Source organism: Citromicrobium sp. JLT1363, assembly GCF_000186705.1.
GTDB lineage: Bacteria > Pseudomonadota > Alphaproteobacteria > Sphingomonadales > Sphingomonadaceae > Alteriqipengyuania.
Genome location: NZ_AEUE01000006.1, coordinates 253934 through 272281, shown reverse-complemented (window position 1 = coordinate 272281; position 18348 = coordinate 253934). Strand labels below are relative to the sequence as shown.

The window sequence follows — 18348 nt, the reverse complement described above, 5'->3', positions numbered from 1 at the left end:
GAGTACGGTCACCAGCTTTTCTCGAACTTGTTGCGCAGGTAAATGGCGAGGGCGTTCATGACGAGCAGGAACAGCAGTAGCACGATAATCGCGGCGCTGGTCCGTTCGATGAAGCCACGGTCGATTTCATCCGACCACAGGAAGATTTGCACCGGCAGCACGGTGGCCGGCGAGGTGAAGCCGTCGGGCGGGGTTGCCACGAAGGCGCGCATGCCGATCAGCAGCAGCGGCGCGGTTTCGCCCAGCGCGCGCGCCATGCCGATGATCGTGCCGGTCAGGATGCCGGGCAGGGCAAGCGGCAGGACATGGTGGAACACCACCTGTACCGGGCTCGCGCCCACGGCCAGCGCCCCGTCGCGGATCGAAGGAGGCACCGCCTTGATCGCGTTGCGGCCCGAAATCACGATTACCGGCATGGTCATCAGCGCCAGCGTCATCCCGCCGATCAGCGGGGCGGATCGCATATTGGGGAAGATCGTCAGAAACACCGCCAGGCCCAGAAGGCCGAAGATGATCGAAGGGACCGCCGCCAGATTGTTGATCGAAACCTCGATCAGGTCGGTCCAGCGGTTCTTGGGGGCATATTCCTCGAGGTAGAGCGCGGACAGCACACCGATGGGGAAGGCCAGCGCCAGCGTGACGATCATGGTCAGGATCGATCCCTTGAGCGCGCCCCACACGCCGACCTGCTGCGGGTCGGTTGCGTCAGACCGGGTCAGGAACCCTCCGTCGAACCGCTTTGCGAGATGCCCGGCGCTCTGCAATTCCTGGGCGAGGGCCTGCATCTCGGGCGAACCTTCTTCGTCCAGGCCCTTGGCAAGGTCGCCGCTGGCGGGGAGCCAGAAGGTTTCCTGCCGGTTCAGCATGCCGGGATCGGCGATCAGCGTCTCGGCCACTTCGCGCCACGCGTCTTCGCTCAGCTGAGCGGCGCCCGCTTCGCCCATGGCCTGTTCGGCAGAGAACGCGACGATCTCAGGCAGGCCCTGGATTTCCAGCGTCTGGATCGCGCTTGGCTGGCTGAGGGTTGCCTGATCGCCCGCCAGGCCGCTTTCGGCGAAGTCGATCGGCACCTGCAGCTCCGCGCGCTGGAAACCGCCGATGCCGTTGATCGTCATGTTGCCGAGCAGGATGAACAGGATCGCAATCGAGACGAGGATCGCCAGCAGCCCGAAGCGCTTGAACCGCCGTTCGGAGGCATAGCGCTGCTTGAGGCGCTTTTCGAACGCCTCGGTGCGGGTGGGTTGGGCACCTTCGAGTTGTGCGGGGTTACTCATATGCCTCCCGGAAGCGCTTGACGACGCGCAGGGCTATGAAATTGAGGAGCAGCGTGACCATGAACAGCACGAAGCCGAGCGCGAAGGCGCTGAGCGTTGCCGGGTGATCGAAGCTGCCTTCGCCCGTTAGCAGGGCGACGATCTGCACCGTCACGGTGGTCATTGCCTCCAGCGGGTTGGCGGAAAGGTTGGCGGCGGTCGATGCGGCCATCGCCACGATCATGGTTTCGCCGATTGCACGGCTGACGGCCAGCATCACGCCGCCGACGATGCCGGGCAGGGCGGCCGGAATCAGCACCCTCTTGATCGTTTCGGACTGGGTCGCGCCCATCGCCAGGCTGCCATCGCGCATGGAGGCGGGAACGGCTGCGATACTGTCGTCGGCCATCGAGGATACGAAGGGAATGATCATCACGCCCATCACCAGGCCTGCGGCAAGCGCGCTTTCGGAAGAGGCATTGGTGATGCCCACCGCCTGCGCCGCATCGCGGATCATGGGTGCCACGGTCAGCGCCGCGAAATAGCCGTAGACCACGGTCGGGACGCCCGCGAGAATCTCCAGCGCGGGCTTGATGATCTTGCGCCAGCGCGAGCTGGCATATTGCGTGAGGTAAATCGCGCTCATCATGCCAAGCGGGATGGCCACGATCATGGCGATGATCGCACCGATGAAGATCGTGCCCCAGAAAAGCGGAATGGCCCCGTATCGGTCGCCCTGTGGCGCATCCGGATTTGCCATGGGATCGGGGTTCCAGCTCAGCCCGAACAGGAAATCGATCGGCGAGACCATGCCGAAGAACCGGATCGTCTCGAACACCAGGCTGGCGAGAATGCCGAAGGTGGTCAGGATCGCCACCAGCGATGCGAGCAGCAGCAGGCCCATCACCGCGCGTTCCACCTTCACCCGCGCAGTGAAGGCGGGCTTGAGCCGACTATAGGCCCACAGTCCCAGGATGGCGGCCATCGCCAGGGCAAAGCCGAAGCCGACGAGGCTGTAGAATCGGTCCGCCTGGCGGAAGGGCTCTACCAGCGCCTGCGCGTCGGGATTGAACACGCCGGCTGCGTGGCCATTGGCGACCGCGCGTGCCTCCGCGAGCATCGACTGGCGCTGGAAACCGAAGGCGGGCAGATCCTGCGCGGCGGGCGAGGCGAGAACCCACTGTTCGACCAGGATCGGCGACAGGATGCTCCAGACCACCGCGAACAGCGCCAGCGGCAGCGCGACCCAGATCGCAACGAACCACGCATGATAGCCTGGCCGGGCCACCACCCGGCGCGGTTCGCTATCGCGCGTGAAGGCGCGAGCCTTGGCGCGGCCCGCGAGCCAGCCCGCCAGCCCGAGGCCGATCGCAAGCAGAAAAAGAAACGCAGGTGACATGCTGCGGTCGGATCCTCTCAATCCCCATTCAGCCGCAACTTTTCAGTGAACGGCTCTGATCCAGGCATAATGGTGTGTGGTGCCGATTGGAAAGCGGCAGCGCCCACGCGTTGTTGATACTACGTGACAATGTGATGACATTTGCTCACGTTGCGGGTGGTGCATCCCCCGACTGTGGGACTTGGGTGACGCTATCGGAGGAGGTTTCCTCCGCAGCTTGCGTGTCTTCGGTGGCGCCGGGCGCGTGATACTGCGGGATGCGAACGGTTACGGTCGTTCCCTGCCCGACCTCGCTTTCTATGTCGAGCCGTCCGTGGTGGCGTTCGACAATGTGCTTCACGATCGCCAGGCCAAGGCCCGTGCCCCCGGACATGCGGCTGCGCCCCGGATCGGTCCGGTAGAATCGGCGTGTCAGATGGGGCAGGTGCTCGGGTTCGATTCCCTCACCCTGGTCCACGACTTCGAGTTTTGCCTCGCCAAGTGCGGATTCTGTCAGGCGCAGGACAACGGGGCTGTCCGGACGGCCGTATTTCAACGCGTTGTCCACAAGGTTGCGCACAAGCTGTTCCAGCTGCTGCGTATCGCCGAGCACTTCGAACTGGCCTTCCGCCTCGAAAGTGACCCGTTCGCTCCGATTGGCCCCCGCGCCCTCGCGCGCTGCGCGCTCGACAAGGTGGTTGAGATCGACCGGCGCGTCCGGCCGGTCATGTTTCTCCGCCTCGACCCGCGAGAGCGACATCAGGTCGCTGACAAGGTTCTGGAGCCTTTGCGCTTCACGGTGAATCGTATCGAGAAACTTGCGCGCCGTCGCTTCGTCGATGTCCTCCGGATGTTCGCTGAGCGTTTCGACGTAGCCGATGATGGAGGATAGCGGCGTGCGTAGCTCGTGGCTGGCATTGGCCACGAAATCCGTGTGCGCGCGGCTGACATCGGATTCGGCGGTTTTGGAGATCAGCTCGATCACCGCGGTGTGATCGTCGATCGCATAGCGGCTGACGCGGTACACATCCTTGCGCCGGACAAGACCGGTCACGATCGCTTCGCCATGAGTATCGCTGTCCATCAGCGCGATGGCGCGCGGATGGCGAATCGCAACGCGCACGTCCTGGCCCACCACATGCTCGCCCAGCAGCGCCCGCGCGGACGCATTGGCGATCAGCACGCGTTTGCGATCGACCAGCAGCAGCGGCGAATGGGCATTCTCGATCATCCCGATCAGACTCTCGCGCGATAGGCCTTCCGGGCGCGGATCGGATTCGACGATCGGTTCGTGGGGCTGGCTGATCAGCAGCGTGAGCGACCACACCAGCCAGATAGCCAGCGAATAGGCCACCGGTATGCCAGACAGAGCAATCAGGATGGCGCTGGCGGCGGCGATCATGAGGCCGGCCCACGGCAAGACGAGCGGCTTGTGCATGGGCAGGGGCCCTAGGGTGATTCGCCGCGTTAAGCCAGTGCGGGGAAATTTCCCCGCCTTCCCGTCAGGGCATGCGCAATACTGGTTCTGGGAGGGTTTGTTGCATCGGCATGAGCCGAAGGCTTCCGGATGGTGACCCCTACGGGAATCGAACCCGTGTTTCAGCCGTGAAAGGGCCGCGTCCTAACCGCTAGACGAAGGGGCCACATCCGAAAGAAGCTTCTGGCGGTCGGGCAAAAGCCGTTAGCGCCGAAGCGAGCCGCGCGTTTAGGCAGGTGACTGGAATGGGTCAAGCCCAAGTTCGTGCAATTTCTAATGCAATGCCAAGGCAGCGTCTTCCAGGTGCAATTCGGCACGCGGCGTATTGGCCCAGGTATCCACCTTTGCCCGGCCCGCCAGCCATACCTGCGTGCCCGGATGGAGCGCGAGCAGCGCCTGGCCGAAATCGGTATCGGCAATCCTGAAGGCAATCGCCTTGATCGAGCCGCCCTCGCGCGATCCGGCCACCAGCCGGACATGGTCGCTGCCGACCCGGTCCACCTTCACGATGTGCACCGGCCCGATGGCGAGGCGCGGGCCGGGCCAGCCCATGCCGTAGGGGCCGCCTTTTTCCAGCGTTTCGACCAGATCCACGCTCAGCCCCCGGGGGCCCAGCGACAGATCGAAACCGAGCGAGGCCTCGGCACTGGCAGCCGAAACCTGCTTTTCCAGCCGGGCCTCCAGCCAGTCGGCCAGCGCCTCTATCCTGTCCTCGCGCACGGTGAGCCCGGCGGCCATCGCGTGCCCGCCGCCCGCTTCCAGCAGGCCTTCCTCGCGCGCGGCCATGATCGCAGCACCCAGGTCGACGCCCGGGATCGAACGCCCCGAGCCCTTGCCGAGCCCTGTCTTCCGGTCGCGCGCGATGACGATGCTGGGCCGCCCGGTCTTTTCCTTGATGCGACCGGCGACAATGCCGATCACCCCGGGGTGCCAGCCATCGCCGTGGACGATTCGCAGGTTGCGATTGGCCTGCCTTGCAAGCTGCGCCTCGCCCGCTTCCTGCACCTCCGCCTCGATCGCGCGGCGATCATCGTTGAGCTGAGAGAGCTGGGCAGCAATCAGAGCGGCTTCCTCGGGATCCTCGGTGGTCAGCAGCCGGACGCCCAGCGTCGATTCGCCCACCCGGCCGCCTGCATTGATTCGCGGGCCGAGCGCGAAGCCGAGATCGGAGGATATCGGCGCGCGGGTCAGGCGGCTTGCATCGATCAGCGCGCTCATCCCGGTGTTCGCGCGCTTGGCCATCACCTTGAGGCCTTGCGCCACGAATGCGCGGTTGAGCCCGTGCAGGGCAGCGACGTCGGCAACCGTGCCCAATGCCACCAGATCGAGCAGACCGCGCAGGTCCGGCTCCTTCCGATCCTTGAAATAGCCGCCCTCGCGCAGCTTGCGCACCAGTGCGATGGCGGCGAGGAACGCCACCCCGACGGCCGCCAGATGGCCATGCGCGGCCGCCTCGTCTTCCTCATCCAGGCGGTTGGGATTGACCAGCGCCACGGCCGCAGGGCGTTCGGGCGAGCACTTGTGGTGGTCGATCACGATTACATCCACGCCCGCATCGCGCGCCGCCGCCAGCGCTTCGTGCGCCATCGCTCCGCAATCGACCGTGACGACCAGGCTCGATCCCTGTTCGCCCAGCTTCACCAGCGCTTCGCCACTGGGGCCATACCCCTCCAGCAGCCGGTCCGGGATATAGTAGTCCGCTTCGTGGCCCAGCATGCGGAACAGGCGAATCAGAAGCGCGGCCGAGGTCGCGCCGTCCACATCGTAATCGCCGTAGATCGTCACCTTTTCGCGCGTCAGGATGGCCTGCGCCATGCGCTCCGCCGCCACGTCCATGTCCTGGAAGATGGAAGGGTCGGGCAGGAAGGCGGACAGCTTGGGCTCGCGCTGCCGGTCCAGATCGTCCCGTGTCACCCCTCGCGCGAGCAGCAGCTGGGTAAGAATATCGTCGCCCAGGCCTCCGGCGGCGTCGGCATACTGGTTGTGGCCACCGCGCCAGCGCCAGCTGCGCCCGCCGAGCGAGCGTTCGACACCGCAGACATAGCTGAAAGTGGAAGAGGGGGCCGTCGTCGCCATCGCATCAGCCTAGCGCGTTGCGGAGCAAGAACAAAGCACGCCCCCGTTGACTTTCGACAGCCGGGCCCGAGTTTGGGCGCATGACGCAGCAGCCACTTCTGATCGCATGGCATAGCCGCACCGGCGCGAGCGAGGCGATGGCGCGCGCCGCCGCCAAAGGGGCGGGCGATGCCGCGCGGATACTCGCCGCCGAAGACGTGACGCCCGACGACCTGCTGGCTGCGCAAGGTTACCTGTTCGTCTGCCCCGAAAACCTCGCCACCATGTCCGGCATGATGAAGGAGATGTACGACCGTTGTTACTACCCCGTCCTCGGCAAGATCGAGGGGCGTGCCTTCGCCACCATCATCGCCGCCGGATCGGACGGGGAGGGCGCGCAGGCGCAGATCGACCGCATCGCACAGGGATGGCGGCTGAAGCGGGTCGCCGATCGCATCATCATCTGCATGGAGGCGCAGACTCCGGAGGAAATCCTCGCCGAGAAAACCGTGCCGCAGGGGCGGCTCGACGAATGCGAAGCGCTGGGCGAGGCGATGGCCGAGGGCTTGGCGATGGGCGTCTTCTGATCGTTTCCGCCCGGCGTGGCCCGTGATCCATTTCGGAGCAATCCATGCGGCTGCCCCCTCGACGGGCCCGCGCGACACGCGCAAAGCATGCTCGCGGCAGGAGCGCAGGAAGGGATGAGCGCATGTCCGGTGAGTTGATGCGGTCCGATGCTTCGGAAATCGGCGACGATCTGCTGATCCTGTTCGCGCGGGACGAGCGGCCCACCGCGCGGCGCGTGCGGCAGCAATGCGCGGATGCCGGATATATCGATTCGATAGGGCCGGATCTTGCGGCAACCGACCGCCCGCGCGACATCGCGCCGCCCTGCGGCCTCTCGCTCGGCCGGGCGGGGTTTACTTTCGACGTCGTCGGTCTGGCGCCCGGCCCGGCGGTTGCCATCCCGCGAATCGATCTCTCCCAGTCGCTGCAAGAGGTGGTGCTACCCGCAAGGATCGAGGCCGCCTCCTTGCGGCTCGGCCCGCATGTTGCGGCAGGGCGGAACAGCGTGTCGATCTTGCGCGAATGGTTCGTGCTGGCCCATGGGCTTGCCGACACCTTCGGCGGCGCCGCGATCTGCTGGACGCCCGGCGGGGTGGCCATCGAACCGGACCGGCTGGGGCGTCATTTCGATGCCTGGCAGCGGCGCGGGGAATTGCCGGTCGGCCTGTTCGCCAGCTTCCGCCGGACGCTCGACGGTGCGCTTCAGAGCCACGGGTTGCGGTACTTCACCGGGCAGGAATTCCGGATCGAGCCGAATCTCTTGCGCGGGGACGGGGATTCGCTGGCGCGGCTGCTGTTCACACACCTGTTCTACGCCGGCGAACAGGATCAGACCGGGCAGCTCGCCACGCCGGAGGGGCACGCCATCCGGCTGGAACCCTCGGCCAACAGGCGTTTCGTGAGGGTCTGGCCCGGTTAGCCGTCAGTACGGGGCAGACGCCTCGTCCAGCGCCGCCTTCGCTTCCTTGTACTCACGCTCCAGCCGATCGACCATCTCGGCCACGGTCGCAACGTTCTTTACCGCGCCCACGCCCTGGCCCGAACCCCAGATGTCCTTCCACGCCTTGGCCTTGGAATTGCCGCCGCTGCCGAAGTTCATCTTCGAAGGGTCGCTTTCGGGCAGGTTGTCGGGATCGAGCCCGGCGGCCTCGATCGAGCTGCGCAGGTAGTTACCGTGCACACCGGTGAACAGGTTGGTGTAGACGATGCCTTCGGCGCTGCTATCCACGATGCCCTGCTTGTAGCCCTGATCCGCGTTCGCTTCCTCGGTCGCGATGAAGGCGCTGCCGATATAGCCGAAATCGGCGCCCATCGCCTGCGCGGCGAGGACCGAACGGCCGGTCGCGATGGAGCCCGACAGCGCAACCAGCCCGTCGAACCATTCGCGAATCTCGTGCATCAGGGCGAAGGGCGACTGCGTGCCCGCATGGCCGCCCGCACCGGCGGCCACAGGAATGAGACCGGTCGCGCCCTTTTCGATCGCCTTGTGCGCGAAGCGGTTGTTGATGACGTCGTGCAGCGTGATGCCGCCCCAGTTGTCGACCGCCTGAAAGACCTCTTCACGCGCGCCGAGCGAGGTGATGACGAGCGGCACCTGCCACTTCTCGCACACCTGCATGTCCTCTTCGAGCCGCGCATTGGAGCGATGGACGATCTGGTTGACCGCGAAGGGCGCGGCGGGGCGATCCGGGTTGTCGCGATTGTGCGCCGCCAGCTCTTCCGTGATCCGGTGCAGCCATTCGTCGAGCACGCCCGAAGGCCGCGCGTTCAGTGCGGGGAAGCTGCCGACGATCCCAGCCTTGCACTGCGCGATGACCAGTTCGGGGCCGGAAACGATGAACATGGGCGATCCGATGATCGGCAGGCGCAGTCGGTCGAACGGGGCGGGCAGGGGCATTGATCGTCTCTCCGGATATCGTGTCTGGATGGGGTCTATGCGCGGCTTCCGGCGGTGTCGAGATTGCCGTTACGTCAACTCGAGCAGGTGCTCGATGCCGTAGGTGCGCGCTGCGGTGCCGGCGAACAGCGCGTGCTTTTCCTCTTCCGATGCACCCGATGCCAGATGTTTGAATGCATTCCAGAGGGTTGCGTAGCTGCCGCCCCACCTGTCGACGGGATAATTGCTTTCGAACATCGACCGATCCGGCCCGAAGGCCTCAATGCAGGTTTCGATGTAGGGCCGCCACATCTCGGCGAGCGCTTGGGATGGAACGCCATCAGTCGGACCATCCGCTGGCATGCCGCAGAAGGACATTGCGAGTCCGCCCAGCTTGACCACCACGTTCTCGCAACCCGCCAGTTCGCGGATGGAGCCGCGCCAGCGCTCGAAATGCTCGTCCAGCTTGCCCGCGTAGCAGGCACTGCCCAGCGGGGTTCCACAGTGGTCGAGGACGATGGGCTGGTTGGGGAAGGCCTTCGCCAGGTCGCTCACATCGCCCAGCTGCGGTTCGAGAACCCACGCATCGAAGCTCAGCCCCCGTTTGCCCAGTTCTGCAAACCCCTCACGAAAGGCGGCGTCGCGGTAGAGCCCTTCGGGATGGTGAAAGGCCGGGCCCAGCACATCGGGGTCCGCATCCCAGGCTCCCGCGTGTCGGATACCCTTGAAACGGGGGCCGCCCGCTTCCGCCAGCGCGTCGAGCACAGCGCCAGCCGAAGCGCCGAGCCGCAGGTCCGCGTGGCCCACGATCCCGGCACAGGGGCGGTAGGGGCCGTACAGGCCGCTTGAGCCCTGCGCCGCGACACCGCGCACGAACTCGACCTCGCCCACCACCTTCATGTCCTCGCCGCGAGAGGGATCGTAGAAGGCGCCGCACTCCATGAAGACGGTGCCGATGATTCTGTGGCCGGACTGCGTATCCGCCTGCAGCTGATCGAAGGTGTAATGCGCTGCGCCCGCCACTGTCTCGAGAAACGGGTGGAGGGGTTCGGGGAATGCAGGGATCACCGGTCGCAGGTCCCACAGGTGGTGGTGCGGATCGATGATCGGGAGATCGGGCTCCAGAATGGTCTCTTCGGTCGTCATGTTCATTGCGATTCCTCTCCGCGAGCCAGCCTAGCGTCGGCGACCAGCAAAGCCAGCGCCTCCTCGGCTGTCGCGACCCGCGGCCAGTCCTCCGGAGGCTGGTGCCGGAGCCAGGTATATTGTCGTTTCGCGTAGTTGCGGGTCGCTTGCTGCCCTTTCGCCACGGCTTCATCGCGCGAGATTTCGCCGCCCAGCCATGCGGCAATCTCGCGCACGCCGATGGCGCGCATCACCGGCAGGTCGGGATCGAGTTCATGCGCGAGCAGAGCCTCGACTTCTTCGACGGCACCTCGCTCCATCATCGCCTCGAACCGGGCATCGCAACGTGCGTAAAGCAACTCGCGCTCGGGCAGGAGGATGACGGGCGCAAGATTCACCTTGTCTGCAATCCCGCCCTCGCGCCGTTCCTGCCACTCGCCCAGGGTCAGCCCGGTTGCGCGGACCACCTCCAGCGCGCGCGCGATGCGTTGCCGGTCGCCCGGATCGAGCCGTGCGTGGCTCGCCGGGTCTTCGTGTGAAAGCGCGGTGTAGGCCTCTTCGGTCGGCAAGGCGCGCACCGCGTCGCGCACATGCGGCGTTATCGCCGGGACGGGTGCGATCCCATCCAGCAGCGTGCGGATGTACAGGCCGGTCCCCCCGACAAGGATGGGCACCGCACCGGCGGCATGGATCTGGGCGATTTCCTGCTTGGCCCCGGCGGCCCAGTCCGCTGCGGAACAGGTCTGCGCGCCATCCCACGATCCGAACAGGCGGTGTTCGGCGCGTGCGGTCTCTTCGGGGGAGGGGCGTGCGCTTAGCACGCGCAGGTCGGCATAGACCTGCGCACTGTCCGCATTCACGATCACGCCCCTGCGCCCGGCCTTCGCAAGCGAGTCTGCCAGATCTAGCGCCAGCGCGCTCTTGCCGCTGGCAGTGGGCCCTGCGATGAGCGCCAGCGGTCCACCTGCCGTATCGGAGAATTCGTTCGTGCTCATCGTCCGCGTCCTATCAGAGCCGGTCCCCTCGGAGGCAAGCCTTCGCACATTGGAAACCGCGCTGGCCGACGCTGGCCAGCCTTTCGCGGGCGCCTCCATGCTCGATTTCTGCGGCGAGGTGCTGGAGATCGCGATCCCCGAAGGGACGCGGGAGGTGGTCGCGCCGTTGGTGGAAGAACATCTCGCCCCCTCGGCCGCGCTCTTCGCGGACGATGTGATCGAAATTCCGCGCCTTGTCGTCAGCGACATGGATTCGACCATGATCGGGCAGGAATGCATCGACGAACTGGCGGATTTCGCCGGGCTGAAGCCGCAGGTGGCCGAAATCACCGAGCGCGCGATGCGGGGCGAACTGGATTTCGCCGGGGCGTTGAAGGAGCGTGTCGGCCTGCTCGAAGGTCTGGACGAAAGCGCGATCAAACGGTGCCTCGACGAGCGGATCAGCCCGACGCCGGGGGCCGCGACACTGATTGCGACGCTTTCGGCGCATGGTGCGCGCAGCGTGCTGGTGACGGGCGGGTTCCACCGCTTCGCCGATCCGGTCGCGGAAAGGCTCGGCTTCGATCGTGTGATCGGCAACCGGCTGCTGGTGAAGGACGGCAAGCTGACCGGTGCGGTGCAGGAGCCGATTTGCGACAGCACCACCAAGGAAGCGACCCTGCGCGAAGAGGCTGCGAAGCTGGGGGAGGGCGCAAGAACGCTTGCGCTGGGAGACGGTGCAAACGACACGCCGATGCTGCTCGCGGCGGATTACGGCATAGCCTTTCGTGCGAAGCCCAGGACCCGGGCGGCCGCCAATGGCTGGGTGGATAGCGAGGATCTCACCGCAGTCCTGTTGCTGCTCGGGATCGACCGCGAAAAATGGGTCATGAAATAGGCCTTGGAACTTTCTGGTTCATGCTTTATTGACATCTATGTCAGTAAGGAATTTTGCCATGACCGATGCCAGTCCGATCACCGAGGCCACTGCCGACATGGAAACCGCGGCCGATGGTACGCCGCTGCGCCATCCCGACCGGGAGATGCCGAAGTACCGTCCCCTGCTCGCGTACCATCATTTCCGCGAGCTCCTGAAGGACAAGGAAGACACCAGCCATGTCTTCCGCATCTTCGAGGCGCTGCCGCACAAGAGCTTCATGCCGCGCGTCCGCAACCTGGTGCTGAGCGAGCACGGGGAGCGTCTGCGCAGGGAAGAACCTTACCTTCCGCCGATCCTCGACGATCACGAGACCCTGCGCAAGCTACCGCAGGGCAGCGTCGCGCATGCCTATTGCGACTTCATGGAAAGCGAAGGCCTGTCTGCTGCCGGACTTGTGGCAGAAGCCGACAAGCTTGGTCGCCGCAGGTATGGCGATCTGGTGGAGTGGTTCGGCTTCCGCAGCCGCGACACGCATGACCTGATGCATGTGCTCACCGGCTATGGCCGCGATGCGCTGGGCGAACAATGCGTGCTGCTGTTTACTCACGGCCAGCAGCCGAGCCATGGCCACCTGCTGATCGGCTATGCCGGGGCGCTCAACATCAAGCGCGGCGCGAAGGGCAGCAAGGCACCGGTGTTCAAAGCCGTGCGCCAGGCGCAGAAGACAGGTACCGCGTGCCCGGCGCTGGTCGCCATGTCGATCCGCGAATTGCTGGCGATGGACCTGCAGGAAGCGCGCAAGAAGCTGAATATTCCGGAGCCCCACTGGTACCGCGAATGCCACCGCATCTGGCGCGAGGAAGGGATCGACCCCTATGATCTGCTCGGCACCGAGCCGGGCGAAGTCGGCGCTCCCGCCACCGCCTGAGGGCTAGAGCCAGCTGGCGATCTGGCTGAGCGGCTTCTTGCGAAGCGCGTGGTCGGGCACGCTCGCGTCGGGCGATGGATGCCCGGCAACCACGATCATCAGCGGTTTCTCATGCTCGGGCCGCCCGCAAATCTCGCGCAGGAAACCCATGGGCGAGGGGGTGTGGGTGAGCGTGGCAAGGCCGGCGTCGTGCAATGTCGCCAGCAGCAGTCCGCAAGCGATGCCGACGCTTTCGGTGACGTAGTAGTTCTGCGTCTGCCCGTCCTCCTCGATCCCGCCCTTGCGCTGCGCGAAGCACACGATCAGCCACGGCGCGGTTTCGAGGAAGGGCTTGTCCGCATCCGTACCCAGCGGGGCGAGCGCATCGAGCCATTCATCGCTCGCTTTACCGGCGTAAAACGACCGCTCTTCCGCCTCTGCCGCCTCTGCCGCCTCGCGGATAGCGCGCTTTTTGTCGGGCGAGGAAACCGCCGTGAAATGCCACGGCTGGTGATTCGCGCCATTGGGCGCGGTGCCTGCCGCCAGGATCGCGGCCTCGATCACTTCGCGCGGAACGGGCGTATCGGCAAAGCTGCGGCAGGAGTGGCGGATCTTCAGACGCTCGTACGCGGTGCGGGCGCGCTTGATGCGTTGCGCGTCGGTGTATTCGGGCAAAGCGGGGAAAGGCTGGTGCCTTTCGGTCATCGCAAATCCTTGCGGATCACCAGTTTGAGGCCCGACCATGTCTCGTCCACCGCGCACACTTTCGTATCGACCAGCCCGATCGGTAGCGCGACCTCGCGGATCGTGTCTTCGGTGACATCGGTTGGCACCTTGGATGCCTTCTTCGGCCAGCTCACCCAGATATGCCCATCGACCGCGATCTGGTTACGCAACGTGGGGAGCAGGCTCTCCAGTTCCTCGCGCGTGGTCACGAAGATATGCGCGGCGTCGATCCCCTCTGCCGGGTCTGCGACGAAGATCAGGTCGAGCGCATATTCGCCGATCTCATCCTGCACGCTCTCGGGCATGGCATGAAACCACACCCGCTGATCGTCACGCAGGTTGAGCTTCTTGGCGAGCGGGGTGCCGGAATAGCCCGCGCTCATCTCACCCCTCCATCCACTCCTGGAAGAAAGCCTCGTTGGCGGCGCGCAGATCGTCGATCTTCACGCCCAGCAGGCTGTCGCCGCCGACGGTGCCGAGCCTGCGGAAGCCGACCAGCGCGGCGGCTTCGCTTTCGGGGCCTTCTGCGACGATGGCGTTGAACGCCTCGACCTTGTCCGGGCTGACGGTGACGACATAGCGGCTCTGGTCCTCGCCGAACCACCACTGTGCGGCGGTATAGGCGTCGTTCGCGGTAACCTCCGCGCCGATGTCACCTGCCAGCGCCATTTCGGCCAGCGTCACGGCGAGCCCGCCGTCGGAGCAATCGTGCACCGCGCTCAGCAGGCCTTCGTCGATCAGCTTGAGTACGATCTCGCCCGCGCCGCGCTCTGCGAGCAGGTCGACCGGCGGAGCACGCCCCTCGTCGCGGCCATGCACTTCCTTGAGCCACAGCGACTTGCCCAAGTGCGAGCGGACCGGATCGGGCTTGGCCCAGAACTCGGGCGCAATCAGGTAGATCGCATCGCCTTCGTTCTTGAAGCCGATGCTGGTGAGCTTGTCGTAATCCGCGACCAGCCCGACCCCGCCGATCGCAGGCGTGGGCAGGATCGCAGAGCCGCCGCCGGTCGCCTTGCTCTCGTTATACAGCGACACGTTGCCGCTCACCACGGGGAAGTCGAGCGTGCGGCACGCCTCGCCCATGCCGCCCAAGGCGTGGACGATCTGCGCCATGATCTCGGGCCGCTGCGGGTTGGCGAAGTTGAGGCAATTGGTGATCGCGAGCGGCTTCGCGCCCACCGAGCACAGGTTGCGGTAGGCTTCGGCCACCGCCTGCTTGCCGCCCTCGTAGGGGTTCGCGAAGACATAGCGCGGCGTGCAATCGGTGCTGATCGCGAGCGCCTTCTTCGTGCCGTGCACGCGCACCACGCCCGCATCGCCACCGGTCTGCAGCGTGTCCGCGCCCACCTGACGGTCGTATTGTTCGTAGATCCACCGGCGCGAGGCGAGGGCGGGGCTGCCCATCAGCTTGAGCAGGTCAGCGCCCGGATCGGACGTGTCCGGCACGTCCTTCATCGGCGCGATGCCCGCCCATGCCTTATATTCGTCGAGCGGCAGGTAGGGCCGATCATACAGCGGTGCATCGTCGGCGAGGGGGGCGAGCGGGATGTCGCATACATCCTCGCCCTCGAATTCCAGCACCATGCGGCCCGTATCGGTCACTTCGCCGATCACCGCGAAGTCCAGCTCCCACTTCTCGAAGATGGCGCGCGCCATCTCTTCCTTGCCGGGCTTGAGGACCATGAGCATCCGCTCCTGGCTCTCGCTCAGCATCATTTCGTAGGGCGTCATCCCCTCTTCGCGCTGGGGCACGTCGTCCATCTTCAGGCGAATGCCGACGCCACCGTTGCTCGCCATTTCGACGCTGGAGCTGGTCAGCCCCGCCGCGCCCATGTCCTGAATAGCGACGATCGCATCGGTCGCCATCAGCTCAAGGCACGCCTCGATCAGCAGCTTCTCGGTGAAGGGGTCGCCGACCTGCACGGTCGGGCGCTTCGCTTCGGCGTCTTCCTCGAAATCCGCGCTCGCCATCGTGGCACCGTGAATTCCGTCGCGCCCGGTCTTGGAGCCGACATAGACGATCGGGTTTCCGACGCCCGTTGCGGCGGAATAGAAGATCTTGTCCGCGTCCGCGACGCCCACGGTCATCGCGTTGACGAGGATATTGCCGTCATAGGCCGGGTCGAAATTGGTCTCGCCCGCGACAGTCGGCACGCCGACGCAATTGCCGTAGCCGCCGATCCCCGCGACCACGCCCTGCACCAGATGCTTCATCTTGGGATGATCGGGCCGCCCAAAGCGCAGCGCGTTGGCGTTCGCTACCGGCCGCGCGCCCATGGTGAAGACATCGCGCAGGATGCCGCCAACGCCCGTCGCCGCGCCCTGATAGGGTTCGATATACGAAGGGTGGTTGTGCGACTCCATTTTGAAGATCGCCGCCTGACCGTCGCCAATGTCGATCACGCCGGCATTCTCGCCCGGGCCGCAGATAACCCACTCGGCTTCGGTCGGCAGCTTCTTGAGGTGCAGGCGCGAGCTCTTGTACGAGCAATGCTCGCTCCACATGACCGAGAATATGCCGAGTTCGAGCAGGTTGGGCTCGCGGCCCAGCGCGTTCAGCACACGCTCGTATTCCTCGGGGCTAAGCCCGTGCTGTTCGACGACTTCGGGGGTGATGGCAGGTGCGGTGTCAGACATGGCAGGCCGCTTAAACCGCTCCGCCTTTTCGCGCCAGTCCCCCATCCTGCGCTTTCACACGCCTCTTTTGCCCCAGCCACGATGCGGCGAACGTGAGCAGGCCGAAGGCGAAAAACCCGGTGTAGGACAGCGCCCCCGTCACTTCATCGGGTTCCGGCCCGAACCAGTTCACCGCCTGCAGGGCGAGCAGCAGCAGGGCAAGGACCAGAGCAGGCAGGACGTAGCCCCGGGTGCGCGAGATAAAGAAAGCCATCGCGCCGAAGGTCAGCGCCAGTTCCAGCGGCATTTCGATGGCAGGGTAATTCCACAGTCCTAAGCCGAATTTCGGGGGATCGCCCGCCAGCGTAAGGTCCGGGCGATGAACCAGCAGATCGAGCAGCCAGTGCGACAGCACCACCGCCCCGGCAAGCAGGCCCACCGCACGATCGCGCGTTACAAGCCAGACGATGACCGCGAAGCCTGCGGCAAAGCCCGCGCTGCCCAGCAGGCTGTGGGTGTAGGGCATGTGATAGAGGTCCATCGGGTTCATCGCGGTGATGCCCGGCACGATCCGCAAATCTTCGACGCCGATCAGCACGAAGGCGAAGAACGCCCAGTCCACCAGCTGCGCCGCAAGGAAGTAGATCCCCAGCCGAGGCCGGTCCGGCGTGACCGCCGCAGCCACGAAGGCCGGGGCAAAATGCCCGATGAACATGCGTTTTTCTCCCCAAGCGCACCCCGATCCGTGGTGCCCCCGCTTGACCCGTACCATGCACCAAGCCAATGCTCGCCTGCAATGGCACAGGACGCACCCGATATTTCCGACATGAGCTTCGAGGAAGCTCTCAAGGCGCTCCAGCAGGTGGTGCGCCAGCTGGAGGACGGCGAGGTTCCGCTCGACCAGTCGATCACGCTCTACGAACGCGGCGAGAAGCTGCGCGCGGCCTGCCAGGCCCGGCTCGACGCCGCGCAGGCGCGGATCGAGGCGATCGTGCTCGACGCGGGCGGCAAGCCGGGCGGCACCAAGAGCTTCGATGGTCCAGAGTGACGGACGGCTCTGAAATGGATTTCGAGGAGGCCGGGGGCGCGCGTTTGCGCATGGCGCTGGCCACGATCCGTACCGATATCGACGAGGCGTTCGATCGCCTCCTGCCTCTGCCCGACGATACCCGTGCGCCGCTGGTGGAGGCCATGCGGTATGCGGCGATCGGGGGAGGCAAACGGATACGCCCGCTGCTGCTGGTTGCCACCGCGACGATGTTCAATGTCTCGCGCGAGGCAGCGATACTCGCCGGTGCGGCGGTTGAATCGATCCATGTCTATTCGCTGATCCATGACGATCTGCCGTGCATGGACGATGACGACATGCGGCGCGGCAAGCCCACGGTCCACAAGGCCTACGACGAGGCGACCGCCGTACTCGCTGGCGATGCGCTGCACGCGCTGGCCTTCGAAATCCTGACTTTCGAGGGTGTCAGTTCGGACCCCTTCGTACAGGCGGAGCTGACCCGGTGCCTGTCTCTGGCGAGCGGGATGGGCGGCATGGCAGGCGGCCAGGCAATGGACATGGCGGCCGACAGCGCGACCTACGACTTGCACACGATCACCCGCCTGCAGCAGCTCAAGACCGGTGCGTTGCTGACCGCGAGCGTGGAGATGGGCGCTATTCTGGGCAGGCTGCCGCACGATGCGCGCAGTCCCTTGATCAATTACGCCCGCGACATCGGCCTCGCCTTCCAGATTGCCGACGACCTGCTTGACCATGAGGGCGACGAGGACAAGGCGGGCAAGGCGCTGCGCAAGGACGATGAGCAGGGCAAGCAGACTTTCGTTTCGTTGATGGGGGCGGACGCCGCGCGTCAGCAGGCCGAGGCGCTGGTGGAACAGGCCTGTGGTCATCTGGCGCATTATGGTGAAGACGCGGGCGTGTTGTGCGACCTTGCGCGTTATATTGTGGAGCGGGATTGTTGAGTGAGCGCATAGGCATCTACCCCGGCACCTTCGATCCGATCACGCTCGGCCATGCGGATATCATCCGCCGCGCCGCGCGGCTGGTCGACCGGCTCATCATCGGGGTCACCACCAACCCGTCCAAGAACCCCATGTTCGAAACCGACGAGCGCCTCGCTATGGTGAAGCGCGAAGTGGCGGATATGGACCTCGGCAATGTCGAGGTGATCGGCTTCAACGCGCTGCTGATGAAGTTCGCCAAGGCGCAAGGGGCCAGCGTGATCGTGCGAGGGCTGCGTGCCGTCGCGGATTTCGAATACGAATACCAGATGGCGGGCATGAACCAGCAGCTGGACGACGAGATCGAAACCGTGTTCCTGATGGCCGACGTGTCGCTGCAGCCGATCGCTTCCAAGCTGGTCAAGGAAATCGCGGTGTATGGTGGCGATATTGCAGCCTTCGTCAGCCCCTCGGTTCGCGACGACGTGGTCTCGCGGGTGGAGAAGATCGGCATGAAGGGCGATTACTAAGCGGTTCGCACCCAGCACAAATCGTTCATTGCGC

General features: G+C 65.3%; 18 protein-coding genes and 1 tRNA gene. 7 read left to right on the top strand and 12 right to left on the bottom strand.

Going from position 1 to position 18348, the window contains the following annotated elements:
* Positions 1–8: 8 nt before the first annotated feature.
* From pstA to recJ, 5 genes are all read right to left on the bottom strand, one after another.
* Positions 9–1274, bottom strand: coding sequence for a phosphate ABC transporter permease PstA (pstA, locus tag ADAD_RS0111175; protein ID WP_010413761.1), 1266 nt, complete (start codon positions 1272–1274; stop codon positions 9–11).
* Positions 1267–2652, bottom strand: coding sequence for a phosphate ABC transporter permease subunit PstC (gene pstC / locus ADAD_RS0111170; RefSeq protein WP_010413759.1), 1386 nt, complete (start codon positions 2650–2652; stop codon positions 1267–1269). The genes pstA and pstC overlap by 8 nt, the downstream gene beginning before the upstream one ends.
* Before the next feature lie 145 nt (positions 2653–2797).
* The gene (locus ADAD_RS0111165; RefSeq protein WP_010413757.1) at positions 2798–4069 is read right to left on the bottom strand and encodes an ATP-binding protein; all 1272 of its coding nucleotides are present in this window, start codon (positions 4067–4069) and stop codon (positions 2798–2800) included.
* A gap of 130 nt (positions 4070–4199) precedes the next feature.
* A tRNA-Glu gene (locus tag ADAD_RS0111160) sits at positions 4200–4274 on the bottom strand.
* A gap of 107 nt (positions 4275–4381) precedes the next feature.
* The gene (gene recJ / locus ADAD_RS0111155; protein ID WP_010413755.1) at positions 4382–6184 is read right to left on the bottom strand and encodes a single-stranded-DNA-specific exonuclease RecJ; all 1803 of its coding nucleotides are present in this window, start codon (positions 6182–6184) and stop codon (positions 4382–4384) included.
* Positions 6185–6264: 80 nt separating this feature from the next.
* On the opposite strand from recJ, the gene ADAD_RS0111150 reads away from it, so the two are divergent.
* Positions 6265–6750, top strand: coding sequence for a flavodoxin family protein (locus ADAD_RS0111150; protein ID WP_010413753.1), 486 nt, complete (start codon positions 6265–6267; stop codon positions 6748–6750).
* Between the two features lie 122 nt (positions 6751–6872).
* On the top strand, positions 6873–7649 hold the full coding sequence (locus ADAD_RS0111145) for a hypothetical protein (protein WP_139020418.1): 777 nt from the start codon (positions 6873–6875) through the stop codon (positions 7647–7649).
* Between the two features lie 3 nt (positions 7650–7652).
* Here the strand turns inward: ADAD_RS0111145 and ADAD_RS0111140 are convergent, their stop codons facing one another.
* The 3 genes from ADAD_RS0111140 to miaA form a co-directional block, all read right to left on the bottom strand.
* Positions 7653–8627, bottom strand: coding sequence for an NAD(P)H-dependent flavin oxidoreductase (locus tag ADAD_RS0111140; protein ID WP_010413749.1), 975 nt, complete (start codon positions 8625–8627; stop codon positions 7653–7655).
* A gap of 69 nt (positions 8628–8696) precedes the next feature.
* Positions 8697–9752: an amidohydrolase family protein gene (locus ADAD_RS0111135; RefSeq protein ID WP_033193338.1), complete on the bottom strand. Its 1056-nt coding sequence runs from the start codon at positions 9750–9752 to the stop codon at positions 8697–8699.
* Between the two features lie 2 nt (positions 9753–9754).
* The gene (gene miaA, locus ADAD_RS15880) at positions 9755–10726 is read right to left on the bottom strand and encodes a tRNA (adenosine(37)-N6)-dimethylallyltransferase MiaA (protein ID WP_010413746.1); all 972 of its coding nucleotides are present in this window, start codon (positions 10724–10726) and stop codon (positions 9755–9757) included.
* A gap of 97 nt (positions 10727–10823) precedes the next feature.
* Here miaA and serB point away from each other — a divergent pair, with 97 nt between their 5' ends.
* The gene (gene serB / locus ADAD_RS0111125; RefSeq protein ID WP_083825611.1) at positions 10824–11603 is read left to right on the top strand and encodes a phosphoserine phosphatase SerB; all 780 of its coding nucleotides are present in this window, start codon (positions 10824–10826) and stop codon (positions 11601–11603) included.
* Between the two features lie 58 nt (positions 11604–11661).
* Positions 11662–12513 (top strand): Coq4 family protein, encoded by an 852-nt coding sequence (locus ADAD_RS0111120; protein WP_010413742.1) that lies wholly within the window; start codon positions 11662–11664, stop codon positions 12511–12513.
* A 3-nt stretch (positions 12514–12516) separates the two neighbouring features.
* Here ADAD_RS0111120 and ADAD_RS0111115 read toward each other — a convergent pair whose 3' ends face one another.
* From ADAD_RS0111115 to ADAD_RS0111100, 4 genes are read right to left on the bottom strand one after another with little or no spacing between them, the layout of a single operon-like run.
* Positions 12517–13197: a nitroreductase family protein gene (locus ADAD_RS0111115; protein ID WP_010413740.1), complete on the bottom strand. Its 681-nt coding sequence runs from the start codon at positions 13195–13197 to the stop codon at positions 12517–12519.
* Entirely contained in the window at positions 13194–13601 is a 408-nt protein-coding gene (locus tag ADAD_RS0111110; protein WP_010413738.1) for a DUF3052 family protein, read from the bottom strand. The genes ADAD_RS0111115 and ADAD_RS0111110 overlap by 4 nt, the downstream gene beginning before the upstream one ends.
* A gap of 1 nt (position 13602) precedes the next feature.
* A complete protein-coding gene (gene purL, locus ADAD_RS0111105; protein WP_010413736.1) occupies positions 13603–15855 on the bottom strand; it encodes a phosphoribosylformylglycinamidine synthase subunit PurL in 2253 nt (750 codons plus the stop codon).
* A 10-nt stretch (positions 15856–15865) separates the two neighbouring features.
* Positions 15866–16549: a membrane protein gene (locus ADAD_RS0111100; protein WP_010413735.1), complete on the bottom strand. Its 684-nt coding sequence runs from the start codon at positions 16547–16549 to the stop codon at positions 15866–15868.
* Positions 16550–16630: 81 nt separating this feature from the next.
* On the opposite strand from ADAD_RS0111100, the gene ADAD_RS0111095 reads away from it, so the two are divergent.
* The 3 genes from ADAD_RS0111095 to coaD are packed head-to-tail and all read left to right on the top strand — an operon-like array spanning position 16631 to position 18314.
* A complete protein-coding gene (locus tag ADAD_RS0111095) occupies positions 16631–16882 on the top strand; it encodes an exodeoxyribonuclease VII small subunit (protein WP_010413733.1) in 252 nt (83 codons plus the stop codon).
* Positions 16883–16896: 14 nt separating this feature from the next.
* On the top strand, positions 16897–17805 hold the full coding sequence (locus ADAD_RS0111090) for a polyprenyl synthetase family protein (protein WP_010413731.1): 909 nt from the start codon (positions 16897–16899) through the stop codon (positions 17803–17805).
* Positions 17802–18314, top strand: a complete 513-nt coding sequence (coaD, locus tag ADAD_RS0111085) for a pantetheine-phosphate adenylyltransferase (protein ID WP_010413729.1) — start codon at positions 17802–17804, stop codon at positions 18312–18314. The genes ADAD_RS0111090 and coaD overlap by 4 nt, the downstream gene beginning before the upstream one ends.
* Positions 18315–18348: the final 34 nt, after the last annotated feature.